A 25,208-nucleotide genomic window follows, 5' to 3' on the forward strand; every position below is an offset into this window, starting at 1 on the left:
CCTTTTTTTAACCCCCGATGATGCCGAACGGTTCCGCCAGATGAAGGTCAGCGCTCAGCGCGCGAAATGGACATACTGGCCATCCGAAAACTTCGTCAGGCTGATGCCTTGCTTGTCCGAAGCCCCATCATTGAGCCAACTGATCAGCTCACATCCTTTCCAGTCACTGAAACTGTCGATTTTTGGTTTGTCTGACGCGAGCTGATCGATATAGCGCCGCATCAGTTCGTTGGTAAAGTGAAACTCACGCTCTCCAGCCTGCCAGACGGTCGCATCCTTGCAACCGGCAAGTTTGCCCTGCTGGCTGTCCGCCATCGAGCACAGGTCGTTGCGATGCAGCAGGTAACCGCAATGGCCGCCATCTTCGACCATGCAGACGGCACCCCACGACTCCTTGCCGGCGGGGGTCATCTGCGCATACTGGTTGTTGGCACCCTCCTCGCTCCAGGCCGGAGGATTCGACGCCGTGGTCAGGCACGCGCTGTCACAATTGCCGACGACCATCAGGTTCGGAATCTTTATCTCCGCGAGCTTCTCGCGATAGGGCTTCATGCCGGGAGCAAAAACCGGCACGATCTTGCCGCCAGCCCCGTCCACTGGCGAGAGCTGGAGAACGCCGACCGGATCAGCCATCTGCTCCGGCATCCATTTCGACAACGGAGGCGTATGATCAGGCGTGACTTCACGATTGTAGAAAACCGGGTCATATGGGGTGAACTGCTTGCCACCAAGCGCTTGCAGATTGGCAAAGCCGGTGGCCGCCGCCTGCGCGTGAGCGCCGCCAACCGAGTGGCCTGCAAAAAGCACGCGGTTCCTTTTACTGATGCCATTTTGCGTGCTCTGCTTCAGAAACTGGAAATCCCTGACAGCCTTCTTGTCATTGTATTTATGCGTCGCGCCATAGCGGATGAGGTAGGAGGCCGCCGCATATGCCGCCTGGCCGGGCCTCGGGCTGCCACCGAAATCGGTCCAGGGCAGGCTGTCGAACTGCTGGTGGCAGGTGGTCACGAACGCCAGCGCCCAGTTGTTGTCAATCGCCGCCTGGGAGTAGTTGTAGTACCACGACGGGTTGACCTCGAAGAGTGGCGTATCCTGATTGGTGAGCTTGCTGAGCAACTGCTTCGGGAAGAAGAAGGGGTCGAAGCCAATCAGAAATCCGTGGTTGAACATCACGAGTCCATCGGCCTGCATATTGTTCGGGTAGAAGACCTCGATGACGATCTCCGTAAAAAACGGAAGCTTGTCGGAATATTGCAGCCAGAGATAAATCCTCTTGAAATCGTAGTTGCCAATCTGAATCGGATACATGGATCGACCTCCTTTTTTGGGCGCGCAGTACACCGGTGATTGTGGGGATATGAAACGAATGTCTGGTGACAACGAGCACGGTGCGTCAGTGCCAGAGACCGCCGCCGCAACATCTGCCGCGAGCCTGACTGTCGAACGGCAGCTCGCAAAGCCATGCGGCGACGTGCCCGAGAGCGCCGTGCGACAGGGCGGCCTTGGCCTCCTCAAGCTCCTTGTCGGTAAACTCGAAACCGGCCTCGCGAATCAGCTCCATCCTTTTTCTGGAGAGCTCACCGGCCAGCCGGATACCCAAATCCTCTTCGGCCATAAGCTTGTCGAGGAACATGCGTGCAGATGATAGCGACATTGGCGTGAATTTTTTCAGTTGAAACAACCCGGATACAGTACACTTATAGTATCAAATATGAACAATAAGCGTGTTATAAACCAACGGTTATTGTAAAAACAGTGGACGTTGTGGACTTGGTGGACAAAGTGGACAGGAGAGGATGGTGTGAGGGCGTAGGGGCGAGCGGCGTTCGCCCCTGCCACAATCACAGCCTTGCGCCGCCGGAGATTTCGAGGATTTGGCCAGTGATGAAGGCGGCGTCGTCCGAGGCGAGGAAAAGCGCGGCTTTGGCAACGTCGTCCGGCGTGGCGATGCGCCCGAGGGGATAACGTTCGGCGGAGGCTTTCGCGAGCGCCTGCCAGCGCTCCGGGCCGAGCGCGCGCTCGAACGCCTCGACCTCGACCAGCGCAGGCGCAAGCGCGTTGGCCGTGATGTTGAACGCGCCAAGCGCGAGGGCAAGCGAGCGGGTGAAGGCAAAGATGCCGCCTTTGGAGGCGGAGTAGCTGAACTGGTTCGGGCTGCCGCGCCAGACGAGCGAACTCATGTTCACGATCCGGCCATACGCTTGCGGCTTCATGATCTTTGAGGCTTCGCGGCAGCACACCATGCACGACTTGATGTTCATGTCGAGATTCTTCATCGCCATTTCCATGTCGATTGTCTCAACCGACGCCGCCGGTTCGCAATCGCCGCCCGCGATGTTGACCACGATATCGAGCCGCCCGTAGTCGCGGTGAATATTGGTGAACAGCTCGACAACCTGCTTTTCGGAGGTAAGATCGACCCCCGAGCACGAAGCTTGTCCGATATTTTGCGCGATGTCATCACACACCCGGCTGCACTGCTCAAGATCGATATCCACCAAAATGACCACCGCCCCCTCGCGAGCGAAACAACGCGCCGTCGCGCTGCCAATGCCTCCCGCCGCCCCGGTGACCAGGGCAATCTTCCCCTGCAATCTCATAGTATGCCAGAGTTTTGGTTGATCCTTGTTCAGAGCGCCATGCCTTCTACTGCACCGGAATTACCCGCTTTTCCGCCGCCGATCCGGCGAACAGCTTAAAGCCCATGAGGCTCGTCATCGACTGCACCGCCGAGTTGAAGCGCCCGATAAACAGATCGAGATCATTGATCTGGAACAGCTCATCGGCAGCAACATCCTCCATGAATGCGAGAAACTGCTTGTGGCGCATCTCCCCTATCCGCGACGACCATGAGAGATTGGAGATGCGGAAAGCACAGAGCGGCTCGTCGATCATCCAGAGGTTACCAAGCCGCAAAAGCTGCATCCAGAAATCGAGATCGATGGTGTACGGAATACGGGCGCTGTAGCCGCTCGTCGAGGCAATCAGTCCGGCGGGATAGAGGCCGCAGACCGGCTCGCCAATGATATTGGTGCCCAGCCGCACCATCTTCCTGACCACCTCGTCAGGCGCTTTCAGGCCGCCGTCAATGAAGTTGACCTTGTTGATGAGCACCTTGCCCTCAGGGTCGATGATGGCTCGCTGGGCTGAAACAAGGCTCACCCCCTCATTTTCCGAAAGCTCGAACGCTGCAAGCTGCTTTTCCAGGCACTCCGGAAAGAGCAGATCGTCGGCACAAAGCAGTTTCACGTACCGGCCCCGCACATCGCTGATGGCTCGGTTCCAGTTGCCCTCGGGGCCAAGATTTTGCTCGCTGTCGAAGATCGTAATGCGAGGATCATCGAATGAACAGGCTATTTCAAGTGACCTGTCGGTTGAATGATCGTCATAAATGAGCAGCTCGAAATCGTCCATCGTCTGGTTCAGCACCGATCCGATGGTTTCGGCTATATATCGTTCGTTGTTGTACATCGGTATCGTGACCGTAACCAGCGGATTACCTGATCGTGACATACGCTTTACCCCTCCTTTCGTCCATCATTATCTCAATGGCTCCGATTCATCCATAAATCGCGCCGCATGTTCCTGCGCCCACGCCGGAGTCGCTTTTTTGCCGGTATCGAGCACCGTTTCGGAAGAAACGATCGCACCGTCGAACTCCGCCCTGCCGGTATTGGCGAGCCAGAGGTTCGCACCCCGCAGATCGGCCTGCCGGAGATCGGCCCGCTGAAGATTGGCCGAACGCAGATCCGCCCCTCTGAGGTTGGCATTGTTCAGATCGGCCTTTTCGAGATCGGAACGCTTCAGCGAGGCTTTTTCAAGATCGGCACCGTGCAGGTCGGCATAGGCAAGCACCCGGTTGTCGAGCAGAGCCTCCTTCAGCCTGACGTTCATCGCCGGCTTTTCGGTTCTCAAGCGGTTCCACTTTGTGACGTTGGACTTGAGCTGGTCGAGCTGGTCTGCATCGTAGCTGATCGAGGATGGCGCAGGTCGCCACGCCCTGATGGGTTTCAGGGTCTTGGCAAGAGTGGTCGCTTTTTGCGGAGTGGCAGAGGACCCCGCGTGCGAAGATGCAGACGGTGAGACTGACTGAACGGCTTGAGGCGATGCCGCCCCGGCAACTCCGGCTGGCTCCGGCTCCGGTTTCGACGCTGCCACCACAGGAGCGAACATGGCCCCATGCTCGCCGGCCCACTGCGCCGACCCCGTTTTGCCGTTCGGCAGCACGGTTTCATCTGAAATCAGCGTGCCGGTGAAGTTTGCGCCGCCAGTTTTCGCCAGCCAGAGATTGGCCGCGCGAAGATCGGCGCGGCTCAGGTCGGCATGTTCGAGGTTCGACTCCCGGAGATCGGCGCCCGACAGATCGGCTCCGCAGAGCTTCGCCTCCGGGCAATCGGCGCGCCGCAGCACGGTCGAGGCCATCTTCGCACCGCTGAAATCAGCATCCGAACATGAAGCACCGGCAAGCGAAGCCTGATTCAGGTTCGCGCCGGTGAAGCGGCCTCCAACCAGAACGGAGCCATCGAGCTTCGCGCCATGCAGATCGGCATCACGGAACTCCGATCGGCCAAAATCGCTCTGACTCAGGTCTGCACCAACAAGGCTGGTCTGGCTGAAATCGATCTTGCGCAGCCGCCGTCCTTTCAGGGCCGCGCCCGAAAGATCGGTGTGCATCGCGGGATTTTTTTCCCGCATGGCATTCCACTCGACGCTCCCCTTCTGCACCACGCCCTCCTGCCGGGCATCGGCAGCGATGGCTTGGGAAGCAAAGCCGAAAAGCAAAACACCAGCGCACGCAGCAGCACCACAGAAACGGCACAATGGATGTATCATGTGATTTTTATGATTTGTCACCGGTCTCGAAAACCGGATCGTGGATGAGATTTCGCAAAAGATAAAGAGCCGCCGCAGCGTAAACAATGCCACCAATGCCAAGCACGAGCTGCTCGCCACTGAAGAAGCTCACGATGATCGCCACCCCGGCAACGAGGATGATCGAAAGCGATACGAACGCGCGGTTCATCGTGCGCTCGTCGAGCAGCTGCTCCAGCGGATCGCCGGATTGCAACAGTTCGAGGCTCCCGGTCTTCTGGATCGCGGGCAGCACAATATAGATCATCCCGATAAACGAGAGCGTGATCCAGCCAAGCAGCGCCGAGTGGGTGTGCGAGTGGTAGATCCACATCTTGTCGCCCCGGATGGGCGGATAGCTGCCGAACAGAATCCCCTTCGCATAGTAGATGTTCAGAATGCCGAAAGCGCTGGTGGCGAAGAGAAACGCCAGGCCGCCGAGCATGAAGGCAAGCGCCGGATGAGCGAAGTTGTCGCGGAAATAGTTGCGCAGAAACACCCCGAAGGTGTAGAGTAGTGCCATGACCCCAAAGGTGAGCAGATGGCTGATGAGCATCATGCCGAGGTAGTCGCCCATGAGGATCACGATGAGGAAGTAGAGCACCCCGCCGACAAAGATGTAGAACCAGAGGCTGAAGAGCTTTTTGGCAAGCTCCATCTTGTCCGTCCGGCGCCATGCGTAAGTGTAGAGAAATCCCATGACGCTGATGCTCAGTGGGAACGAGGAGCCGAGGAAGTAGGACGACTGTGTCACGAAGAACGGAATGATGCCGTTGTCGGGAACCGCCTCCTTGAGACCGAGCGTAAAGAGGCCGAGGTTGGCGTTGAGCAGAAAGACCACATCGAAAATGTAGTAACGCACCGACACCTCATTCCAGATTTTCGTCACCGAAAGCGTGGTGAGAATATCATAGAGCGGCAACGCCACCACCGCCATCAGCATCAGTCCCGCCGCGGCCTTCAGGAACGGCAGGTCGGCGGCCACCGACACGGTGACCATCACCAGAGCTACAAGCACCGCCGCGATGAACTGGCGCTGCCGCCGCGGATCGATGCGCAGTTCGGGGTAGATCGATGCGGTCAGGTAGCGGTTGAAAATCAGAATGGCCAGGTTGCCGAATCCGACAAAAAAAATGTATGGATGGAGCTTGAGCAGAAAGGCATTGTCGACAAGGACGCCGAGGCCACCACCCGTCGCTGCGATGGCGATGATGGTGAAAGAGACGACAAGAAAGGTTCTGGATATTCCGCGAAGCGGGTTGCCTGAAGTTGCAGGAATCATGGATCGTTTTGATTTCATTGATTGCTTGCCGAAACCTTGCCCGTCTCCAGCCAGGCGATAACGGAAAGGGCGATCACCGCCGCGTTGAGCGACACCGGATTGAACGCTTCTGTCAGCAGGCCCGGCTCATGCAACGAAACAAAGCCCAGCAGACTCAGCATGGCGGCAATGTTCAGCAAAAACGGCCAGCGCCAGGGAGTCAGAAGCAACAGAAGTCCGAACGCCACCTCGCCGTAACCCATAACCGAGCACATAAACCCGTACAGCGGCCCCAGGTGGGAAAGCAGTCCCAGCTCGATCGGGCTCGGGCACACCAGTTTCGGCACCGCCCCCTGATAAATCCACACAAAAGCGAGAGCAATCCGGCTGGCAATCAGCGCCGGAGACTGAGGGGCGAACAGACTCATAAGGGTAAAAGGTTCAGGCATTTCTTTTTGGAAGATAACAGTTGCCGGACAAATACAGCCACACCTAACGTTAAAGGCGTGTTGAAAGTGCGCAGCAGCACAGATTGGACGATAGCGGGGGTTGCGAAACGATTTTTGCTCCATTCGACCACTTGCAAAGAAAAACGCCGAAGAGCTGGCCGTCGAGATCGGTGCGGTCGGTGATGATGACGAAGGTCGGGTTCTGCATGGTGGTTTCGCGCATGACGCGGGCCGCGAAGCAGACCATCGTGATGCTTTTTACCGTGCAAAGCATCTTCGCAGGCAAATGCGGGAATCTGCGGATTGAGCCGAAGCATGGATTCCTGAAGCCATGAGGCGAGCACGACGTCGCGGGAGCGTCGGGCGCAATGTCGGGGCCGAAACGGTGCGGGTATCCGGTTTTTCGAGCTGCTCTTCCGTCAATAAATGGGGGGGACGGTTTCGATGGGTTACACGTTCGCAATGACGAAGAACCTTTTAGTCCTGATCGAGTTCTTCGGAACGCAAGGCTTGATGACCTTCAAAAATAGTGAGAATAACAATCTGCGCAGGGGTAGCGCGGTACACTATCCGGTAATTCCCGACAAGTATCTCACGGATGTCAGACCGGGAATATTCGGGAACAACTCTTCCCATTTCCGGAAATGAGGCAATCAAATCGCCTTTTTCAAGCAGTCGATCAATAAAAGCGTCAGCCCTCTGAGGATTATCCTGCGCGATAAACTTCTCGATTTCATCAAGCTTTCGGAGAGCTTCAGATGACCAGACAACATTCATTGTTTTCTGGTCGCTCTTTTTTCTGCAAACCGCCTTCTCAACTCGTCTGTGCTGTACACCTCCCCTTCTTCTGCCGTCATCAGCCCTTGCTCGACGGATTCGATAAACTGTTTTCTGTACACCAGGTTATCATACTCCTCGGGCGACAAGAGGACGCCGGCAGGTCTGCCGTTCTGGGTAATAATCAGGGGGTGACCCGTTGCCTGAACCTTTTTGAGACAGGTTGAAATGCTCGTCTTGAACTCACCCAACGGGATGATGTCACTTGAAATACGAATGCTTTTCATAATGGGATCGAGTTATATTCAGCCCTGAATTCAGTCCTTTATACACCACCGAATATACGCCACGATACGAGAGTAACCAACCACCGCCTTTTGCTGCCCGTGGGAACTCCGAACACGCGCGGATGCTCGACACTGACCCCCGCCATCCGGGGCGTTCAGCGCTGGTGAAGCTCGGGCGCGCCTGGGGAGTCAGCGGCTGCAAAGCTATTGTCGACGAAGTGTATGCCGCCTTCGAGAGCTGGAAAACGGAGTTCGCCGCAGCCGGGGTAAGCGATGAGGATATTGGCCAACTCCGCGAAATCGACGGCAATGTGCACTGGTAAGCCTCACGCGCCGCGCCGGGTTCGTTTTGGCTTTTGCGCCATTGCATGGGAAAGAGGTTCGGCGTATCTGGCGTACAGTTCAGTTGCTTTAAGTTGATTTCCGCTCCAGAGTCTTTACTTCGCTCAAAAATCCGTCAAGAGTCATGATCTCCGAACGGATGTCTTTATGGTACAACTTGATGATTTCGGCAGGAACAACAAGCTGAACATCGTGCGCACGCATTTCACGGAACTGATTTAGCGAAATGCCCTGCTGGGCAGTTAACAAGTGCTTTTTGCCGATTCGGTCAGCCTCGTTCAGTACCTGACGCCATCTGTCCTTGCAGGTGGTAGCGCGAATCCCTATAATTCATTCAAAGGATTTGCACTTTTGAGTAGCACAACAGCTTTTGAGCGCTCAACCCCTCAACTCAGGAATTATGAATCGGTCATGGTATAACGCGAGCATAGACGTTTTCCTCCAGACTTCTGATGAGCAAATTATCGGGGAACTCGCGTTAAACAGCACTTTTGCCGATCTTCCAACTCAAAAAATTGCGTGGCTCAAAGAGATTGCGATGCTTCGCAGAGCGTTAAGAAGATTCGATGGTTGGCTGCACCTTGAGTTTAATATTCCTCGGATGGGCCGACGGATCGATGCAGTTTTGTTGCTCAACGGTATTGTTATGGCTATTGAATTTAAGATCGATGCAACTCAATATCTTACAGCTGACATCGATCAATCGTATGATTATGCTCTTGACCTAAAATATTTCCACGAAGCCAGCCACAACGCAACTATTATCCCATTATTAGTTGCAACAAAGGCCCATGCTGTTTCGACGGCATTGCATCCACATCCAAGAATTCTTGGACTTTATGAGCCAGTATGTAGCAACGAAGCCGAATTTGCCTCAACTCTTGAGAAAATTCTACACCAATTCCCAGAAATGCCATTTGATCCACAAGCGTGGTCTGATGCCGCGTATCGACCAACACCGACTATTATCGAAGCTGCCAGAGCACTTTATGCAGGTCATGGTGTAGCCGAAATATCAAGAAACGATGCTGGAGCGATCAACCTAACAAAGACTTCGAAACAGCTGTTTCGCGTTATTGATCGAGCAAGAAAGCAAAAAGAAAAAGCGATTTGTTTTGTAACTGGTGTACCGGGAGCAGGAAAAACACTTGTTGGTCTGAACATTGCCACCCGTTACAGCAATGAGCAAAGCGAACTTTATAGCGTTTTTCTCTCTGGCAACAAACCGCTTGTGGATATTCTGCGTGAAGCGCTTGCTCGTGACACTATTCTACGAGAGAAACAGGAACACGGCAAGAGGCTTAAACGATCAGAGGCACAAGCACGAGTAAAGGCATTTATTCAAAATGTGCACCATTTTCGTGATGATTGCCAAAAGAATGACAAACGGCCACCCGTTGAGCATGTTGCACTTTTTGACGAAGCTCAACGTGCATGGGACAAGGCGCAAACATCACTGTTCATGAAACAGATAAAAGGTGTTCCCGACTTTGATATATCAGAACCAGAATATCTCATTTCTTGCATGGATAGAAGAAATGATTGGGCGGTCATTGTTTGCCTTGTCGGTGGCGGTCAAGAAATCAATACTGGCGAATCTGGAATCAGTTCATGGATCGAGGCCCTTCAGGAGCAATATCCAGATTGGCATCTCTATATTTCACCGGCATTAACCGATAGCGAGTATGGGGCTGGTAAAATACTTTCTTCCATAAGAACTCGAAAGAACGTCCATTTTGAGCATGGCCTCCACCTTGCGACCTCCATGCGCTCCTTTCGAGCAGAAACAGTTTCAAAGTTTGTTAAAACCGTGCTTGATTGTGAAGTTGATGAAGCAAGGACGCTGTATCAGCAACTTATAGAGCGTTACCCTATCGTTCTAACACGGAACCTTGAATCTGCTAAACAATGGCTAAAAACACAAGCCAGTAGTTCAGAGCGTTATGGCATGGTTGTGTCTTCTCAAGCTGAACGTCTTAAACCTTATGCAATTGATGTTCGATCTCCAATGAATCCAATCAAATGGTTTCTTGACAGCAAAGATGATATTCGTTCTTCCTATTACCTCGAAGATGTTGCCACAGAGTTTCGTATTCAAGGTCTCGAACTTGATTGGGTCTGTGTCTCATGGGATGGCGATTTTCGTTATGGAAATCAAGGCTGGGAACACTATTCTTTTCGAGGCAACAAATGGCAAAATATTAAAAGCGAATCACGAAAAACATATCAGAAAAATGCTTATCGAGTCTTGCTAACCAGAGCACGGCAAGGCATGGTAATTTTTGTTCCTGAAGGAACACCAAATGATCCAACGAGAATGCCAAGATTTTATGATAATACCTACAAATATCTCAAGAGCTTGGGTGTTCGGGAGATCGGTTAATAATCGAAGTACTAAATGACTTTTCCCACGGGTCAAATACTTTCCAACCCTGACAAGAAAAGTTTTCAACATCTTTCACAAATTCACCGATCGAGCAATACTGCAAATTTATATCTTCTCTGGAAGCATCAACGGCTTCTACAGAATTATATTCATGAAAACAGTGATCATCAGCGCTCAACGAATATTCTTCATCATCGAATAAAAACACTTCCGGTACCCCTACTTGATCGGCATTGAAAAGGCATCCCATATCGAAGCTCTTTTCTAATCGTCTGTGAATTTCATCAATTTCCAGCCCTTCAGAGTTTTTAAAATCGACAAAATTCCACTTTTTGTAATTTCCGGCATCGCGATAGAGGTAGTGGAAGCGAATAACGGAATTCTCATTTTTTTGTTTCATTGTAGAACGTCGATTCCAGTTTACTGAAAAAGGGCAATAACTTTATAACATAAATAAGAATATAGCCAATCCGGAAATATTTGCGTACAAATCAGTCAATTCGATCAATTGCAGAAACAGGCTGGGCACACAGACCCACCCCGTCCGTCACCCGCGAACCTTCGCGAATTTTGCAATCGCCCACGCCCTTACCCGGTCGAACCACACATACACCACCGGAATGACCAGCAGCGTGAGGAACATCGAGCTGGACAGGCCGCCGACGAGTGCCAGGGCGAAGCCGGATTTCCATTCGGAGCCGGAGCTGCCGGAGAGGGCTATCGGCATGAGGCCGAAAACCAGCGTAAGCGTCGTCATGAGAATGGGGCGCAAGCGCTCGCGTCCGGCTTCGGTGATGGCGGGCACAAGCTCCATCCCTTCGGCACGGAACTTGTTGATGAAATCGACGAGCAGAATAGCGTTCTTGCCCACCAGACCGATGAGCATGATAATACCGAGAATCGTGAAGATGCTCAGCGATTTGCCGAAGAGCGCCAGCGACCAGAGCGCGCCGATGATGGCGAGCGGAATCGAGAACATCACCACCATCGGCCATATCCAGGAGTTGTAGAGCGCGACCATGATGAGATAGACGAAAATGATCGCCACCATGAAGGCGTAGAGCAGGTTGACGTTCGACTCGCCCTGCCACCGGAGACAACGAACACCTCGGCATCGGCGATACTGCCGTTGAGCGCCCGGCGGGGAATCAGGAGCGCCTGACGGGAAGCGCTGCCGACAAAGGCCGTGCGGGCGAACATTCCAGCGCGAATCGGCGTCTCCTTCGGGTTGTCCATGACCGACTCGACCCGGTAGGTGTGGTCACGCGAGGATTTGGCGCTCACCGACTGCACCTTCCCCCGGAACACCCTGCCCGGTCAGACATCGGTCGTCACCTGAACCGGCATCCCTTCGGCGATGAGTGAAACCTGCTTTTCAGGAATCGACGAAACGATTTTGAGCTTCGAGAGATCAACCATGTTGGCCACCTTCATGCCCGGCTGCACCAGATCGCCCACCTCGACGAGCCGCGAAGTGACAACGCCCGCGAACGGGGCTTTGATGGCGGTATCATCGAACCGGCGGCGGGCGGAGACAAGATCAGCTTCGGCATCTTCGAGCTTCAGCTTCACAGCCTCGAAGTTCGAGATCGCCACAGCCCCCTCTTTCTGAAGCCTGTCGTAGCGATCGAAATCGCGGCGGGCCAGCTCGCGATTCACGCGGGCCTTGCGTAAAGCGGAGGCCGCCACCTCGTCATCGACCTTGAGGAGCGGCTGCCCAGCGGCTTTTTTCTGACCAACCTCGGAGGAGACGCTCCGGACGATACCCGAAGTCTCTGCGTGAATATCGACATCGCGCCACGCCTCGACAAGCGCAACCACGGAGAGGCTGTCGTGCACCGGAGCCACGGACGCCGCCTCCACGCTCACGGCGATAGCCATCGTGGAGGGCTGGCTCTCACGAGCCGGTTTGGGCGATTCAGGTTTTCTGTTCAAAGCCAGAAACGCCGCGGCAGCGACCGGCACAAGTACAACCAGCGCAATAATCCGGGTTCGGTTTTTCGTCATGAAGAGAGTGGACGTTGTGAACAAAATGGACGTTCTGGACAAATACCGAAACGCGCTCTTTTTTCAACAATATGAAGTTCAGACAAAAAAGAAGGCGGGACTCGCCCGCCTTCTGAAAGTTTTCAATGCTTTGACTCAGCAGAAGTGCCGGGCGATCACGCAGGAGATTTCAGCACAGGCGTGAACGTGCTCCACGACGGAGAGGATACCGGTGTAGTTGGTGATGTTCGAGTCGTTGACCTCGGCCTTGAGCTTGGCAACCGCTTTCTGGTAAAGATTGTCGACCTTTTTCATCATTTCGAGCGTCTCGGTGGCGTGTTTCGAGTTGCCGCTGACAAACGCCTCGACCGCTTTCTTGATCATTTCTGCGGTGTCGTCGCCCATCGGCTTCAGATCATATTCATCCCGGTGCAGATCCTGAATGTTGGCGAGCTGGATGTATTCGGTCTTGTCGGCGATGTTGAGGCAGAACTGGGCGATCTTTTCAAGCTCCTTGAGAATCATGCGGGCGTGGGCCACAGTTTTGTGGTCGGCCTCGCCAAGCTGCTGGAAGTTCAGGTAAGCGAGGGTCAGGTACTCGACCTCGAACTTGCCTTTCTGGATGTAACGCTCGTCGAACTCGAATGCCGAAGAGGCCAGCGCCTTGTCCTTCTTTGTCGAAGCGCGGACAACGAGCATCAGGTTGTTCTCGACGTTCGAGGAGAGCTTGGTGAGCTTCTGCTTGAGCGTTTCGAGCTGCTCGTGCACCGGCCCCGAGGGCTTTGTGGCAAGATTGAATTTCGACGGATCAATCTGGATGGTAAACGCTTTTGGAACAGCGACGAATTTCGATGAATCGGAGGATTTCTTGCCGAACAGTGCCATAATATAAAGCTCGTTGGAGAAGTTGGTGAGGCTTTGCCGCCCGCCGTACGTCGATTTACCCGGGCGGTTTAAACAGGCCTTAATTTAACTTACCGGAAGGGTTAAGACAAGCCGGAGACTTAAAAAAAGCAAGATGGAAACCAAAGCCAAATACGCGCTCGCTCCGGTTAGACAATGCCCTCATCCCGCGAGCCAAACGCCATCATGGCTGCGCTTGGCGCACCACCTGCCCGCGCGAGGTGAACGAGATACCCTGCTGCATTCCCGTGCCGATCATCACGCTCTCGACCACAGGCGGCGCGGCTTTTTTGGACGACCTCCACGAAACGAGAAAACTCGCCCCGACGCCGCCAGTTTTGTCGGACTCGTCGATCACATAGACGAGCGTCGAAACGGGGCGGACGACGAGCGGCGTTTTCATCATGGCGCGAACAAAGCGGCCCGAAGCGTCGTAATAGTCAACCCGCGTGACGGTGATCGGTGTCTCGGAATCGGCGTTCCTGATCGCCAGCGAGGTGGTCAGGTCAAAGGTTTTGCGCCGGTTGCCGACAAAGATGTGCGAGTACGACGGCACATACACCGTCTGCCCCGTTGAGAACAACAAAGGCTCCGCAACGGCAGTCGTGAACTGCACGACGAGCAGTGCAAAGGCGGCAAGAATGGATTTGAAGACCGGAAATCTGTAAACAAATTTCATGGCGAATCGCAGCTAAGGTGACTATGATGCTCATTCAGCGCAGGCTGTGAATTCAAGGTAGCATTTCCGGCTGAGAGTGCGCAATTCATCAAAATGAAAAAATCCCGCCACCGGAGCACGTATTCCGATGGCGGGATTCTGTATCGCAAGCCGCATCCGCAGCTGATGTTACAACATTCAATCCTTGAGCGACTGGATCAGTTTTTCGAAGGTGTCGTCGCTGTGGCGGACGATTTCGCCGGTAACGAGGTAGATCACTTCGAGGGCGATGCGAGTGGCGTGGTCGGCCATGCGTTCGATGTAGCGCGACACGCTCAGGACGGCGAGTAACTGCTCGGTGTCGGTGTTACACGCCTTCATGGCATTAGCAACCTTTTTGAAAACCGTGCGGTGCATGGTATCAACATCTTCGTCCATCGCGCACACCTTGTCCGCAAGCTGGCGGTCTCTTTTCACGAAAGCTTCAATCGCTTTTCTGACCATGGTGGCCGACAGGTTGCCCATCTTTTCGAACTCATAGCGCTCCATCACCTCATAGCCGAGTTCCGGCATACGCTCGATAATGTGCACGGCAAGGTCGCCAATGCGTTCGAGGTCATCGTTGATCTTGATGATCGTCACCATCGTGCGCAAGTCGCGGGCGACCGGCTGATGCAGGGCAAGAAACTCAAGGCACTGCTCTTCAAGACGCACCTCGGCCTGGTCGATCTCGTCATCGACGATCCGGATCTTTCGGGCGGTCTGAACATCTTTGTGCGTTACCGCATAGAGAGCCTCGTTGAAATTTTGCAACACCTTCTCGGAAAGCTGAACGAGGGCTTCCGAAAGTTCCTTGATATACTCGTGTATGGGTCTTTCCGACATGGCGCTGATAGTGTTTCGTTAGCTGAATCTTCCGGTAATGTAATCCTCGGTCATCTGATCCTTTGGCCTGGTGAAGAGCTGCGCTGTCGGCGCATATTCGACGAGCACCCCCTCGTAGAAAAACATGGTGGAGTCAGACACCCTCGACGCCTGCTGCATGTTGTGCGTCACGATCATGATAGTGTAGCTGCCGCGAAGCTCCTGGATGAGATCCTCGATCTTGGCCGTGGCTTTCGGGTCGAGCGCCGAGGTCGGCTCGTCGAGCAGGAGAATCTCCGGTTCGACGGCGAGCGTACGGGCAACGCACAGGCGCTGCTGCTGTCCGCCGGACAGACCGAGTGCGTTCTTGTCGAGCCGATCGCTCACCTCATCCCAGAGCGCGGCCTTGCGGAGGCTCTTTTCGACGATCTCGTCCAGCATCTTTTTATCCTTCACGCCATGCAGACGCGGCCCATAGGCAATGTTGTCGTAAATCGATTTCGGGAAAGGATTCGGCTTCTGGAACACCATGCCGATCTTCTTGCGCAGAAGCACTTCGTCGGTGAATTTACCATAAACATCCTCGCCATCAAACATGAGCGCACCGGTGGTGTGGCAGCTCGGAATGAGGTCGTTCATGCGGTTGATCGCGCGGAGGAAGGTGCTCTTGCCGCAGCCGCTCGGACCGATAATGGCCGTCACGTATTTCGAGAGAATGTCGGCGTTTACCTTCTTGACCGCCTCGAATTCACCGTAATAGATCGAAAAGTTCTTCGCCACGACGTGCGGCACGCCGCCGCCCGAAATCTTCTTGCGTTCCGGCGGCAGGTAGATGTCAAGCGCAGATGACTTGTCGTTCTTTTTTATCTCTGTTGCTTCAAGGGACATTGGCATGGGTCTTACCCTTTAAGTTTTTTGGATATGCGCGCCCTGAGAATGATGGCTGACAGGTTAAGCAGCAGCACGATCATCACCAGGGCCAGCACCATTCCGTACTGGACATGGCGGATTTCAGCGGCGGCTTCGTGCTCACTGGCGAGGTTGTAGATGTTCCATGAAAGTGCAGGCGTAGGCGAAGTCAGCACGTCGCCGAGACCGATGGCCGCTCCGACGCTGACCGCCGCCGTAAAGATGATCGGCGCGGTCTCACCCGCCGCCCTGCCAAGGCTGATGACGCCGCCGGTCAGAATGCCCGGCAAAGCCGCCGGAAGAATCACCGTCACAATCGTATTCCACTTGGTCGAGCCGAGACCGAGCGAGGCCTCCTTATAGGTCTTCGGCACGGCAAGAATTGCCTCTTCGGCGGCGCGGATGATGGTCGGCAGAATCATGATAGCCAAAGTCAGCGAACCGGCCAGCACACTTTTCGATTCAGAAACATGGAGCGTGTTAATGAAAAAAGCCAGACCAAACAGTCCGAACACAATGCTCGGCACACCGGCCAGCGTACTGTTGGCGCTGCGCAACATGCTGGTCAAAAAACCGTCGCGGGCATACTCGGTGAAATAGACCGCCGCGATCACGCCAAGCGGAAAAGCGAAAAGCATCGCGCCGACGGCCAAAAAGATCGTGCCCTGAATTTCAGGCCAGATGCCACCGAAAAAATGGGCATCAAGGGAACTCTCGGTAAAGAAACCCCAGTAAAAAGTCCACTCGGGCATCATCATCTTGTCGAGATTCTCCTCGACATAGGGAAAGAGCTTGACCAGCGAGGTTCCGGCAAATCCGGCTGCGCGGCTGACATCGTAGGGCTTGGCAATCACGTCGGGATTGGAGTAATCCCACTTCTGCTCGTAAAGCAGGCCATGAAGCTTCTCCTCGGCCTTGTCCCATCGGGTCTGGCCATACTGGAAGCGGGTCAGCGCAGGCTCGCTGTCACCGGGCAGCGGGCCAAAAAGCGCGCGAAGCGCGGTCTTGACCTGTTCGTAACTCTCGCGATATTTCGACTGCTGCTCGTAATCCATCTTGTCAAATTCCTTGTCGAACGCGGCAAGCATGTCGAAAACCTTCTGGCGGTAGCGGTTCGTCTCCGCCTCCTCTTTTTCTATCTCCCTGGCATCACCGAGATGAAACTCGTTCAAGAGGAGCTTCCGGTGCTCGATGGTGCCCTGAAAGACAAACGCTCCCACGCCCTTGGTGACAATCGGCGTGAGCACGACCAAGAGCGCCAGACCCATGATGACGATCGAGCTGAAACCAAGGGCGGTGAATGAACGGTCGAGCAGCTTTCTGGTTCCGAGATTCATAGGATCACAGCATTGATTTGGATTGGCCTCACTGGCCGGAAAGAATCTTGCGCTGACGGACAACGATTCGCTCACTGACAAGATTGCTCACAAAACTGACGATCAGCAGCAAAAGACCCATTGCGAAAAGCACATGGAACCTTGCAGAACCGGTCACCTGGTCAGCCTCGCCCATGTCACCGGCAATCGTTGCCGTGAGGGTGCGCACCGAATCGAGGTAATTAAAGAACGGGTCGGGAATGTGCGATGAGTTACCCGAGGCCATCCAGACCACCATCGTCTCGCCGAGGGCGCGCATAATGCCGAGAATGACCGCGGCGAGAATGCCGCTGCTGGCCGCCGGAAGCACGGTCTTGATGATGGTTTCAGCTCTGGTCGCGCCAAGCGCGTAGCTGCCCTCGCGAAGTTCGCGCCCGACAGCCTGGAGTGCGTCTTCCGAGACGCTGACGATGGTCGGCAGCGCCATGAAACTCAGGATAATCGAGACGTTCAGGGCGTTTGTGCCGCTCATGATCACCAGCCCTTGCAGGTGGTTACCGACAACAGAGAGAAAGAGAATCGCCAACAGGCCGAGCACGATATTCAGCGCCATTTTTGCCGATTTCTTCATCGACTCTTTGGCGATGGAGGCAGTCAGAAGCTCCGAGGCCACAATGACGGCGAGAAGGAAAAATGGGACCGCAATGACCCACCAGGTCCACATGAGAATCGGGCCCCCATTATTCTGAAGAAGCGGTGCGAAAACAACCAAGGCGAAAAAACCGTAAGCGACGGATGGAATGGCGGCGAGCATCTCAATCACCGGCTTGACATACTGGCGTACCGAAAATGGCAGGATGTCGGAGAGACAGATCGAGGCGATAACGCCCATCGGAACGGCGATCAAAGCCGAACCGAACGTCACCATGAGGCTCCCGTAAATAATGGCCAGAGCGCCGAAGTGCGGCGGATCGTCAGCCGGATACCACTCGGGACTGGTGAAAAATTCGGTGAAGCCTCGCAGCCGGAAGAATGGAACTGCGTCTCGGGCGACAAACCAGAAAATAAAGAAAACAACTATCGCGACAAAAGACGCAATCAGCAACAGGATCGCCTCACCGGCTTTCTGCTTGATTTTCTGAATTTTGTGCTTTTGCGCACTAACGATAAACTCGGACGACCTGCTCTGGTTCGATGCTACATCACCATTCATACCATTGCTGTTTTGCAGGCTAACGACCTGTTTGATTCGTTTAAGCTTGACATTTGAGGCATGTCCTGTAATTGAACTAACGTAAGGAAACTCACGTCTCTCTTGACGCCACAAATCTATACCTTGAACCGATAGAAAAAAAGGGTGGATTGTTACAATTCTGGAACATTCAAAAGAGCCGGGGGCCTGTAGCGGAAAAACCTGCAACCGAACGGACGTTACCGGTTGCAGGGATATCTTTGAGCTATAAGGACACGGTTAAAAGAGCAAAAGTCAGTACTTCGGCACAAAACCAAGTTCCTTGATTATCCTCTGGCCATCAGGAGTTTTAGGCAGATCGACAAATTTGGCAACCATTCCAGACGGGCGGCCATTGGTGTACATGTAAAGCTCACGGGCAAGCCTGTAGCTCTTGTTCTTGACCGTTGCTGAGGAAGGAAGAACTCCATTGACGGCGATCTTTTTGACCGAAGCGTCGAGATAGCCAAGACCGACAAAACCGATAGCACCGCGCGTCTGTGAAACCCTGTTCTTCACCGCGCCGTTGCTGGCCTGGGTTTCAGCGTTGCGAACCACCGAACGGTCTTTCAGAACCAGTTCCTTGAAGGTCTCCTGCGTACCGCTGTTGGATTCACGCTGAATCACCACAATCGGAAAATTCGGCCCACCGACCTGCCGCCAGTTATTGATGCGGCCCGAGAAAATATCGGCGATCTGAGCTTCCGTGAGGTTACGAACAGGGTTGGAGGGATGGACGATCATGGCAAGGCCGTCGAGCGCCACGACATTGGCAACGGGATTGATCTTTCGAGCCTTGGCGGCAGCGATCTCCTGCGGCTTCATCGAGCGCGACATATCGGCAATGTCGCAGCTCCCGTTGATGAGGCTTTTGGCACCGTTACCCGAACCAGATTCGCTCACCGTTACCGGAACCTTGTATTTTTTCATAAAATACGCGGCAAACGATTTGGCAATCGGACCTACGGTCGTTGATCCGTCGATCACGATTCCTTTGGTTGCCGCCCCGGCATTGCCGGCCACGATCATGGCCAGAATCGCCATCAATGTCAAAACTGCGCAAAACTTTCTCATTCGTTACTCCTTGTTTGTTTGAAATGACTTCATGTGCCGGAAATTAATGAATGAAGCTCCGCTTTACAAACGGCGGGCGATACGGCGGAAAAAGCGAACAAAACGGCGCGGACAATGAGCCGCCAACTCATTTTCATCGAAATCGATGTTCAGAGCGCCAGGTGGAGGTGAGCGGTAATGGCAGCGCGTTTTCGATTACGATTTCGAGCTGAACACAGAAAGGCTGTTCCGTCATCGCAAACGGAACAGCCTTTCTGCAATGCGTTGATCAATAAGGCAGTTGACAGCCTTGCAGATCAGTACTTGTTCACGAAGCCGATCTCGCTGATCATCTTCTTGCCTGCGGGGGTCTTCGGCAGGTCGATAAACTGCTTCACCATACCTTTGGGCTGACCATTGGTGTACATGAAGAGCGGGCGAGAGATCGAGTATTTGCCGCTCTTAACCGTCATGACGCTGGGCTTCACGCCATCGACGGCAACATCCTTAACCGAAGAGTCAACATAACCGAGACCGACAAAACCGATGGCGGTAGGAGTCGAAGCGACGCGGCTCTTGACAGCGCCGTTGCTGGCCTGGGTTTCAGCACCCTGAGCGATCGGCTCATTCTCCATAACCAGTTCCTTGAAGGTGTCCTGGGTGCCGCTGTTCGATTCACGCTGGATCACCACAATCGGAGCGTTTGGGCCGCCAACCTGGCTCCAGTTGGTCACTTTGCCGGTGTAGATTTCACGAATCTTTTCTTTGGTCAGCGAAGCGACGCGGTTGCTGGGGTGCACGATGATGGCGATACCATCGAGAGCGACGACGTTCTGAACCGGGTTGACGCCATTGGCTTTCGCGGCGGCAATCTCGTTATCCTTCATTGCCCTCGACATATCGGCGATGTCGCAGGTCTTGTTGATAAGGCTCTTCGCGCCGTTACCCGAACCGGACTCGCTGACGGTAACGTCAACACCGGTTTTCTTGTGGAAGTAAGCGGCAAAGGCCTTGGCGATCGGGCCGACGGTGGTCGAACCATCGAGCACAAGCGTCTTGCCGGCAGCCGATGCATCACCGGCAGCCATAAGGCCCATAACGGCAGCACCGAACACGATTTTCCTGAGCAGGTTCATAATTATTATTCTTGGTTTGATTGAATGGTTTTGAAACAACACTTGTTCAAGACCCTCTTGAACACGGACTCAATCTACGGCATACTTTATTGAGGAATCATTGAGGAAATGCAAAGAAATCGAAAACAAACCTATAGTGACAATCAGACCCCCCCCCCCCCCCCCCCGCCGCAGCTTCCGGTGAGATGACCGGAACGGTTGCCAGACAAAAAAAAGCTCAACGATGCAGAGGCTGAGCGGTCATAAAAAAAGCCGCCCCGATTTGTCGGGGCGGCTTTGCAGCAATCCGGATGAGCACCACACACTCACCCAACGGAGAAAGAACATCACACACAAAAAGAACAGCAAAGCAGTATCAGAATTTCACTACCACGTCAGCCTGGATCATGTTCTTTGAATCGCTCGTAGAACCGGTGAGGATGCTATCGACCGGGTTGACATGGAAGTAGGTTGCTCCGAGCGTCATATTCTGCACGAGCTGATAGGTAGCGCCGACTTTGAGTCCTTTGACATCGGTGGAATATTTGCTGCTCATCGGACGGTCGCCATCGGTCAGCGGAGTGACTGCGTACTTTTCGATGTAGAAGTAACCGCCATCAAGCGTCCAGCCGCCAGGATTTTTGTCACTACCAAGCTTCAGGCCAGCGAGCACAGCCTTGTTGTCGCTGTTGAGGGCTGTGTTGTTTGCGTACTGTGCGTAAAGAGTGGCAGGAAGCGAACCACCAAGCTTGCCGCCGAGGGTGCCAAAGAGTTCGAGGATTCTGAAATCCTTGCCATCATTTACAGGAGCCCCATTACCCCACCAAACCACCTTCTTCATATTGACGTAATCGAAGTAGCTGGCGCCAAGATTGAAATCAGCACCTGAAACCTTACCCATATAAGCGCCCTGAACGGCAAAAATGCAGGGATCGGAAGCGTCGGAATAATTCTCGAGAGTATAGTAACCGGCGATGAGGCTCGGGCCGCTCTTCTGATTACCCGAAACGTCCTTGCCATACTGCAGCGTCGCGCCTTCAATCGTAACGTCGCTATCCCAGACCAGGTCCTTCACCACGTTAAAGGTCTTGGCAATGTCGCGCTTGCCGAGCAGCACGTTCACCTTGCCATCGAGAGCCTTCGGATGGTAGTTGATATACGCTTCATCGAGCCAGATAGCCTTGTCAGCGAAATCGTTACCGATGCTCTGGTTGGTGGAGGTAGGGTTCTTGCCGTCACCAGTCGCCAGACGCAGGCCGGCAGAGAGTTCATCGTTGATGGTCGGGCTGACGCCAAAGCGTGCGCGGATACGGTAGCGATCGTTGCTCGGCGCATCAGGAGAAGACTTGAGGTCCGTCTTGCTCGACTCGTAACGGAAGCGAATATCGCCGTTCCAGTTCCAATCGACGGCTTGGGCGTTGCCATAACCCATGGCAGTTGCAAGCGCTACTAAAAAGAGAGTTTTTTTCATGATGAATGCTTTTTTGTGTTGTGCTGTGCTGTTTTGTGCTTTGGAGAGACTGATTGAACACGGAGGACCGCACGGCCATCCTTTTCGGACACTAATATACGCCACCAAATATTAAGGAATTGTTAAGACACTGAAAAAGAGATTGTAAACAAAAAGAGGATACAGACAGAAAAATCACCGCAACAGCATCTATTGATATTACAATAAGATGCCAGGCGAGAACTGCATCAACTTCACTCACACCTGCGCAGAGAGTCCGCCGCGCCTTTTGGCGTACCGGTTCTCGACTTTGCCGCGCAATCCTTCGACCAGCTCCTGATACAAGCGGCTGCGGCTGTCCTTGACGCGGTTGTAGAGCTTGATGATGTCGAGTGTCAGAATGATGCGGGTCGAGCTGCAATTAAGTTCGCCGAACAAATGGCTGCCGATCACCTCGAAGCCGAGCACCCGCGTGTGGAAGTTCAGCGGCGAATGCTCCTCGCCCTCGAAGACGTCGGTAATGAAGTGGCTGTAACCCCGCTCGACCACCTCGCCGGTGGCGGTCCGCATAAGGCGAAGGGCGACGCGGTGCTGCCGCCGGAACTGCGGACGAATCATAAACCTGCCGATTTCAACGTACTGCCCGGCAGCCCGGAGCGTTTCGAGGTTGATGCCCGGCGCGAACCGCACCTGGCATGCCTCCGGCAACTCCAGCGGCGGATCGTAGAAGAGGCGCATCACGCCCGCAGGCTGGTCCCCCACCCTGGCCAGAAACCATGAATATTCCGGATTTCCGTCCAGAAATTCCGGAATCTGCTCGCCAGCATCCTTCATCCACTGCTTCTCCCGGACAAACACCTCCTCGATCACCCCGAGCGCTTCGAGCCGGTCGCGGGGCGAGAGCACTTTCGATACGGTTATGACGGACATAGCGCCTCCATTGATGGTTTGAGAGTCGGATTGGGTTCTGATTCACACTCACGGTGCGGATAGCTCTTGCCACAAAGCGACGATATGGCGCTCATCACTTCGTCAGCAATTTCACCGGCAAGACGGCGTTTGAAGGTGCGACTGGCTCCGGCGTCCGGCGCGTCAACCGGTGCGCCGTGCCACCGCTCGAACTGCATCGGCGCGCCGAAACGCAGTATGATCTTTCCTATCAATGGCACGCGCCCACGCCTGCTGGCGGCGACGAACTCGATTCCCACCGGAATGACCGGCGCACCCGATTCGAGCGCGATATAGCCAATACCCGGTTTCGCTCTGAGAAGACGGAACGGATCACCGTTACGCGTCCCTTCGGGAAAGATGCCGATGCTCGCGCCCGTGGCCAGCCGCCGCAAGCACTCGTCGCGGCTCGACGACGAGGCCGCTTTCACGCGGCGGCGTTCAAGAAAAGGCAAAGTCGAGCGCTTGTGCCACACGTAAACGGGATCGATCTGCTTCATCAGCCAGCCGACGACGGGCAACTGACCGAACATCCAGTCAATCACGAAACTGACGCGCTGCCCGCCAAGCAGCCAGATCAAGAGCGTCGGCACGAAGAGCGACTCGAAGGCGTTGTTGTGGTTGAATGCATAGATGCAGGGCGACGAACCGATTTTCCGAAGTTCTTCAGCCCCCTCGACCTCGGCAAGAAACAGGTTCGGCACCATGAGCAACCTGAGTAGCACAGCATCCCGTGTACTCAAGTGCGGCAAAGGCCTGCGCAGAAGTTCGAGGAATCGGTTCATAGAAAATTCTTATAGGGCCTATATGTCGTATGGAATTTGAATGAGACAGACTCATCTGCCGACGTTCAAAATTAACCGTGGATTGTTGGGCGTTTGTGGAGGGGTGGCAACGATTTGGCAACTTCTGCGAGCCGCATAATGAGGCGCTTCGAAGGGCAGCGCTTCCGTTTTTCACTCTTGACCGGCGAGCCTTATATTGTGCGCGGTCAGCAACCGCTGCCGATTTCCGATGAACCGCATAACCGCTGAACGACGATGAGCAAACAGAACTGGACCGATACCGAGCGCTTCGATAACAAAGCTGCCGAGTGGGACGCCAACGCCGTCCGGGCGGCGCTCGCCGATGGCGTGGCTCGCGCGATCATCGCACATATGCCGGTAGGCAAGCCCGCGAACGCACTCGAATTCGGCTGCGGCACGGGCCTCGTAACGACCCGCATTGCACCGCATTGCGGGCGGCTGACGGCGCTTGACAGCTCCTCCGAGATGCTCCGGATGCTCGGCGAAAAGATCGCAGCAGCCTCCATCGCCAACGTCAAGCCGCTGCACCTCGACTTCAGCAGACCCGAAGAGGCCGCCGGGCTTGACCGGAACTATGACTTCGTGTACAGCAGCATGACCCTGCACCACATTCCCGACACCGCGAGCTTCCTCCGGGAGCTGATCGGCCACATGTCGCCTGGCGGTGCGCTTGCCATCGCTGACCTCGACGCTGAGGATGGCCTCTTTCACGACGACGCCACCGAGAAGGTTCACCACGGCTTCGACCGCGCGGAGCTGCAAGCGCTCCTCGAATCGGCGGGTTTTTCGAGCGTCGCCTTCATGACCGCGCACATCATCGAAAAGAAGAACCGCGACGGCATTCTGAAAAACTACCCGGTGTTCCTCGTCACCGCAGTCAAACCAAAGGGCTAACGCATGATGAATCTGTCAGTTACCAAGAAATTCTCCGCCATAGTGTTCGACATGGACGGCACGCTCCTCAGCACGCTCGCGGACATCTCATACAGCCTCAATTCGGTGCTTGAAGAGCACGGCTATCCGACGCACACCTTTGAGGAGTGCCGCATCATGGTCGGCTTCGGCATGAGGGAGCTGGTGCGCAAGGCGCTGCCCGAAAGCGCGCACGACGACGCCATAACGGAACCGCTACTCAAAGAAATGCAGGCACGGTACGCCGAGCACTGGAACGACAGCTCCCGCCCATATGAAGGCATCGCGGATCTGCTTAACGCCATCGACCAGTTGGGGCTGAAGAAGGCGATCCTCTCCAACAAGCCCGACCGCTTCACCCGCCAGTGCGCCGAAGAACTGCTCGCACCATGGAAATTCGACGTCATCATGGGCTTCCGCGAAGGCATCGCTCCGAAGCCCGACCCGACTGGCGCGCTGCTCGTCGCCAAAGAGCTCGGCGTCGAGCCAGCCTCGATCCTCTATGTTGGCGACAGCGGCGTGGACATGTTGACCGCCAACGCCGCCGGAATGTACCCCCTCGGCGTCACCTGGGGCTACCGTCCCGGCGAAGAACTGCTCGCCACTGGCGCAGCGAAGCTCGTTTCACACCCCACCGAAATCATCCCGCTGATCACCGCGTGAGCACCTGACCGCTTAACCGTCAGAAAGAAAAAGAGTTAACA

The 25,208-nt window shown here is 54.7% G+C and carries 28 protein-coding genes and 2 pseudogenes; 4 read left to right on the top strand and 26 right to left on the bottom strand.

Annotation, left to right across the window (positions count from 1 at the left end):
* Positions 1-54: 54 nt before the first annotated feature.
* From NY406_RS05240 to NY406_RS05285, 10 genes and pseudogenes are all read right to left on the bottom strand, one after another.
* Entirely contained in the window at positions 55-1,308 is a 1,254-nt protein-coding gene (locus NY406_RS05240; RefSeq protein ID WP_260633676.1) for a hypothetical protein, read from the bottom strand.
* A gap of 85 nt (positions 1,309-1,393) precedes the next feature.
* Positions 1,394-1,654: a Nif11-like leader peptide family natural product precursor gene (locus NY406_RS05245; protein ID WP_260633677.1), complete on the bottom strand. Its 261-nt coding sequence runs from the start codon at positions 1,652-1,654 to the stop codon at positions 1,394-1,396.
* 187 nt (positions 1,655-1,841) lie between these two features.
* Complete coding sequence (locus NY406_RS05250) at positions 1,842-2,600, bottom strand: SDR family NAD(P)-dependent oxidoreductase (RefSeq protein WP_260633678.1); 759 nt, start codon at positions 2,598-2,600, stop codon at positions 1,842-1,844.
* Between the two features lie 46 nt (positions 2,601-2,646).
* A complete protein-coding gene (locus tag NY406_RS05255) occupies positions 2,647-3,513 on the bottom strand; it encodes a glycosyltransferase family 2 protein (RefSeq protein ID WP_260633679.1) in 867 nt (288 codons plus the stop codon).
* A gap of 27 nt (positions 3,514-3,540) precedes the next feature.
* Positions 3,541-4,833, bottom strand: a complete 1,293-nt coding sequence (locus tag NY406_RS05260) for a pentapeptide repeat-containing protein (RefSeq protein WP_260633680.1) — start codon at positions 4,831-4,833, stop codon at positions 3,541-3,543.
* 7 nt (positions 4,834-4,840) lie between these two features.
* Positions 4,841-6,133, bottom strand: coding sequence for a hypothetical protein (locus NY406_RS05265; RefSeq protein ID WP_260633681.1), 1,293 nt, complete (start codon positions 6,131-6,133; stop codon positions 4,841-4,843).
* Positions 6,134-6,147: 14 nt separating this feature from the next.
* Positions 6,148-6,540, bottom strand: coding sequence for a DoxX-like family protein (locus NY406_RS05270; RefSeq protein ID WP_260633682.1), 393 nt, complete (start codon positions 6,538-6,540; stop codon positions 6,148-6,150).
* Positions 6,541-6,700: 160 nt separating this feature from the next.
* Positions 6,701-6,820 (bottom strand): annotated as a pseudogene (locus NY406_RS11300) (hypothetical protein); the annotation flags it as partial.
* A 218-nt stretch (positions 6,821-7,038) separates the two neighbouring features.
* Positions 7,039-7,338, bottom strand: coding sequence for a type II toxin-antitoxin system RelE/ParE family toxin (locus tag NY406_RS05280; RefSeq protein ID WP_260633684.1), 300 nt, complete (start codon positions 7,336-7,338; stop codon positions 7,039-7,041).
* Entirely contained in the window at positions 7,335-7,625 is a 291-nt protein-coding gene (locus NY406_RS05285) for a type II toxin-antitoxin system Phd/YefM family antitoxin (protein WP_260633685.1), read from the bottom strand. The genes NY406_RS05280 and NY406_RS05285 overlap by 4 nt, the downstream gene beginning before the upstream one ends.
* Before the next feature lie 122 nt (positions 7,626-7,747).
* Here NY406_RS05285 and NY406_RS05290 point away from each other — a divergent pair, with 122 nt between their 5' ends.
* Entirely contained in the window at positions 7,748-7,948 is a 201-nt protein-coding gene (locus tag NY406_RS05290) for a hypothetical protein (RefSeq protein ID WP_260633686.1), read from the top strand.
* 88 nt (positions 7,949-8,036) lie between these two features.
* On the opposite strand, the gene NY406_RS11305 is transcribed toward NY406_RS05290, so the two are convergent.
* Positions 8,037-8,297 carry a type II restriction endonuclease gene (locus NY406_RS11305; protein WP_411267100.1) on the bottom strand — a complete coding sequence of 87 codons (261 nt, stop codon included), beginning with the start codon at positions 8,295-8,297 and terminating at the stop codon, positions 8,037-8,039.
* A gap of 70 nt (positions 8,298-8,367) precedes the next feature.
* On the opposite strand from NY406_RS11305, the gene NY406_RS05295 reads away from it, so the two are divergent.
* Positions 8,368-10,350: a DUF2075 domain-containing protein gene (locus NY406_RS05295; RefSeq protein WP_260633687.1), complete on the top strand. Its 1,983-nt coding sequence runs from the start codon at positions 8,368-8,370 to the stop codon at positions 10,348-10,350.
* On the opposite strand, the gene NY406_RS05300 is transcribed toward NY406_RS05295, so the two are convergent.
* From NY406_RS05300 to NY406_RS05370, 15 genes and pseudogenes are all read right to left on the bottom strand, one after another.
* Positions 10,319-10,753, bottom strand: a complete 435-nt coding sequence (locus NY406_RS05300; protein ID WP_260633688.1) for a hypothetical protein — start codon at positions 10,751-10,753, stop codon at positions 10,319-10,321. The genes NY406_RS05295 and NY406_RS05300 overlap by 32 nt on opposite strands.
* 147 nt (positions 10,754-10,900) lie before the next feature.
* Positions 10,901-11,449: pseudogene (locus NY406_RS05305) on the bottom strand (efflux RND transporter permease subunit); the annotation flags it as partial.
* Positions 11,332-11,637 carry an efflux RND transporter periplasmic adaptor subunit gene (locus tag NY406_RS05310; protein WP_260633689.1) on the bottom strand — a complete coding sequence of 102 codons (306 nt, stop codon included), beginning with the start codon at positions 11,635-11,637 and terminating at the stop codon, positions 11,332-11,334. The pseudogene NY406_RS05305 and the gene NY406_RS05310, both read right to left, overlap by 118 nt.
* A 33-nt stretch (positions 11,638-11,670) precedes the next feature.
* The gene (locus tag NY406_RS05315) at positions 11,671-12,360 is read right to left on the bottom strand and encodes an efflux RND transporter periplasmic adaptor subunit (protein WP_260633690.1); all 690 of its coding nucleotides are present in this window, start codon (positions 12,358-12,360) and stop codon (positions 11,671-11,673) included.
* 135 nt (positions 12,361-12,495) lie between these two features.
* Positions 12,496-13,224: a PhoU domain-containing protein gene (locus NY406_RS05320; protein ID WP_260633691.1), complete on the bottom strand. Its 729-nt coding sequence runs from the start codon at positions 13,222-13,224 to the stop codon at positions 12,496-12,498.
* Between the two features lie 202 nt (positions 13,225-13,426).
* The gene (locus tag NY406_RS05325) at positions 13,427-13,921 is read right to left on the bottom strand and encodes a DUF3124 domain-containing protein (protein WP_260633692.1); all 495 of its coding nucleotides are present in this window, start codon (positions 13,919-13,921) and stop codon (positions 13,427-13,429) included.
* A gap of 177 nt (positions 13,922-14,098) precedes the next feature.
* Positions 14,099-14,785, bottom strand: a complete 687-nt coding sequence (gene phoU / locus NY406_RS05330; RefSeq protein ID WP_260633693.1) for a phosphate signaling complex protein PhoU — start codon at positions 14,783-14,785, stop codon at positions 14,099-14,101.
* 18 nt (positions 14,786-14,803) lie between these two features.
* On the bottom strand, positions 14,804-15,658 hold the full coding sequence (pstB, locus tag NY406_RS05335; protein WP_260633694.1) for a phosphate ABC transporter ATP-binding protein PstB: 855 nt from the start codon (positions 15,656-15,658) through the stop codon (positions 14,804-14,806).
* A 5-nt stretch (positions 15,659-15,663) separates the two neighbouring features.
* The gene (gene pstA, locus NY406_RS05340; RefSeq protein WP_260633695.1) at positions 15,664-17,010 is read right to left on the bottom strand and encodes a phosphate ABC transporter permease PstA; all 1,347 of its coding nucleotides are present in this window, start codon (positions 17,008-17,010) and stop codon (positions 15,664-15,666) included.
* Positions 17,011-17,038: 28 nt separating this feature from the next.
* A complete protein-coding gene (locus NY406_RS05345) occupies positions 17,039-18,202 on the bottom strand; it encodes a PstC family ABC transporter permease (protein ID WP_260633696.1) in 1,164 nt (387 codons plus the stop codon).
* A gap of 273 nt (positions 18,203-18,475) precedes the next feature.
* Positions 18,476-19,294 carry a phosphate ABC transporter substrate-binding protein gene (locus NY406_RS05350; RefSeq protein ID WP_260633697.1) on the bottom strand — a complete coding sequence of 273 codons (819 nt, stop codon included), beginning with the start codon at positions 19,292-19,294 and terminating at the stop codon, positions 18,476-18,478.
* Positions 19,295-19,590: 296 nt separating this feature from the next.
* Positions 19,591-20,409 carry a PstS family phosphate ABC transporter substrate-binding protein gene (locus tag NY406_RS05355; protein ID WP_260633698.1) on the bottom strand — a complete coding sequence of 273 codons (819 nt, stop codon included), beginning with the start codon at positions 20,407-20,409 and terminating at the stop codon, positions 19,591-19,593.
* Between the two features lie 355 nt (positions 20,410-20,764).
* Positions 20,765-21,859, bottom strand: coding sequence for a putative porin (locus NY406_RS05360; RefSeq protein ID WP_260633699.1), 1,095 nt, complete (start codon positions 21,857-21,859; stop codon positions 20,765-20,767).
* A gap of 237 nt (positions 21,860-22,096) precedes the next feature.
* Positions 22,097-22,768, bottom strand: coding sequence for a GNAT family N-acetyltransferase (locus NY406_RS05365; protein ID WP_260633700.1), 672 nt, complete (start codon positions 22,766-22,768; stop codon positions 22,097-22,099).
* Positions 22,756-23,511 (bottom strand): lysophospholipid acyltransferase family protein, encoded by a 756-nt coding sequence (locus NY406_RS05370; protein WP_260633701.1) that lies wholly within the window; start codon positions 23,509-23,511, stop codon positions 22,756-22,758. Before NY406_RS05370 ends, NY406_RS05365 begins: the two co-directional genes overlap by 13 nt.
* Before the next feature lie 315 nt (positions 23,512-23,826).
* On the opposite strand from NY406_RS05370, the gene NY406_RS05375 reads away from it, so the two are divergent.
* Positions 23,827-24,486 carry a class I SAM-dependent methyltransferase gene (locus tag NY406_RS05375; RefSeq protein ID WP_260633702.1) on the top strand — a complete coding sequence of 220 codons (660 nt, stop codon included), beginning with the start codon at positions 23,827-23,829 and terminating at the stop codon, positions 24,484-24,486.
* Positions 24,487-24,489: 3 nt separating this feature from the next.
* Entirely contained in the window at positions 24,490-25,167 is a 678-nt protein-coding gene (locus NY406_RS05380; RefSeq protein WP_260633703.1) for an HAD family hydrolase, read from the top strand.
* The last annotated feature ends 41 nt before the right edge of the window (positions 25,168-25,208 follow it).

Origin of the sequence: Chlorobaculum sp. MV4-Y (assembly GCF_025244685.1) — a bacterium.
GTDB lineage: Bacteria > Bacteroidota > Chlorobiia > Chlorobiales > Chlorobiaceae > Chlorobaculum.

Bases quoted from the DNA above. Each gene is read 5' to 3' on its own strand.
- NY406_RS05240 (WP_260633676.1), bottom strand. From the start codon at position 1,308: ATGTATCCGATTCAGATTGGCAACTACGATTTCAAGAGGATTTATCTC.
- NY406_RS05245 (WP_260633677.1), bottom strand. From the start codon at position 1,654: ATGTCGCTATCATCTGCACGCATGTTCCTCGACAAGCTTATGGCCGAA.
- NY406_RS05250 (WP_260633678.1), bottom strand. From the start codon at position 2,600: ATGAGATTGCAGGGGAAGATTGCCCTGGTCACCGGGGCGGCGGGAGGC.
- NY406_RS05255 (WP_260633679.1), bottom strand. From the start codon at position 3,513: ATGTCACGATCAGGTAATCCGCTGGTTACGGTCACGATACCGATGTAC.
- NY406_RS05260 (WP_260633680.1), bottom strand. From the start codon at position 4,833: ATGATACATCCATTGTGCCGTTTCTGTGGTGCTGCTGCGTGCGCTGGT.
- NY406_RS05265 (WP_260633681.1), bottom strand. From the start codon at position 6,133: ATGATTCCTGCAACTTCAGGCAACCCGCTTCGCGGAATATCCAGAACC.
- NY406_RS05270 (WP_260633682.1), bottom strand. From the start codon at position 6,540: ATGAGTCTGTTCGCCCCTCAGTCTCCGGCGCTGATTGCCAGCCGGATT.
- NY406_RS05280 (WP_260633684.1), bottom strand. From the start codon at position 7,338: ATGAATGTTGTCTGGTCATCTGAAGCTCTCCGAAAGCTTGATGAAATC.
- NY406_RS05285 (WP_260633685.1), bottom strand. From the start codon at position 7,625: ATGAAAAGCATTCGTATTTCAAGTGACATCATCCCGTTGGGTGAGTTC.
- NY406_RS05290 (WP_260633686.1), top strand. From the start codon at position 7,748: ATGCTCGACACTGACCCCCGCCATCCGGGGCGTTCAGCGCTGGTGAAG.
- NY406_RS05295 (WP_260633687.1), top strand. From the start codon at position 8,368: ATGAATCGGTCATGGTATAACGCGAGCATAGACGTTTTCCTCCAGACT.
- NY406_RS05300 (WP_260633688.1), bottom strand. From the start codon at position 10,753: ATGAAACAAAAAAATGAGAATTCCGTTATTCGCTTCCACTACCTCTAT.
- NY406_RS05315 (WP_260633690.1), bottom strand. From the start codon at position 12,360: ATGACGAAAAACCGAACCCGGATTATTGCGCTGGTTGTACTTGTGCCG.
- NY406_RS05320 (WP_260633691.1), bottom strand. From the start codon at position 13,224: ATGGCACTGTTCGGCAAGAAATCCTCCGATTCATCGAAATTCGTCGCT.
- NY406_RS05325 (WP_260633692.1), bottom strand. From the start codon at position 13,921: ATGAAATTTGTTTACAGATTTCCGGTCTTCAAATCCATTCTTGCCGCC.
- phoU (WP_260633693.1), bottom strand. From the start codon at position 14,785: ATGTCGGAAAGACCCATACACGAGTATATCAAGGAACTTTCGGAAGCC.
- pstB (WP_260633694.1), bottom strand. From the start codon at position 15,658: ATGCCAATGTCCCTTGAAGCAACAGAGATAAAAAAGAACGACAAGTCA.
- pstA (WP_260633695.1), bottom strand. From the start codon at position 17,010: ATGAATCTCGGAACCAGAAAGCTGCTCGACCGTTCATTCACCGCCCTT.
- NY406_RS05345 (WP_260633696.1), bottom strand. From the start codon at position 18,202: ATGAATGGTGATGTAGCATCGAACCAGAGCAGGTCGTCCGAGTTTATC.
- NY406_RS05350 (WP_260633697.1), bottom strand. From the start codon at position 19,294: ATGAGAAAGTTTTGCGCAGTTTTGACATTGATGGCGATTCTGGCCATG.
- NY406_RS05355 (WP_260633698.1), bottom strand. From the start codon at position 20,409: ATGAACCTGCTCAGGAAAATCGTGTTCGGTGCTGCCGTTATGGGCCTT.
- NY406_RS05360 (WP_260633699.1), bottom strand. From the start codon at position 21,859: ATGAAAAAAACTCTCTTTTTAGTAGCGCTTGCAACTGCCATGGGTTAT.
- NY406_RS05365 (WP_260633700.1), bottom strand. From the start codon at position 22,768: ATGTCCGTCATAACCGTATCGAAAGTGCTCTCGCCCCGCGACCGGCTC.
- NY406_RS05375 (WP_260633702.1), top strand. From the start codon at position 23,827: ATGAGCAAACAGAACTGGACCGATACCGAGCGCTTCGATAACAAAGCT.
- NY406_RS05380 (WP_260633703.1), top strand. From the start codon at position 24,490: ATGATGAATCTGTCAGTTACCAAGAAATTCTCCGCCATAGTGTTCGAC.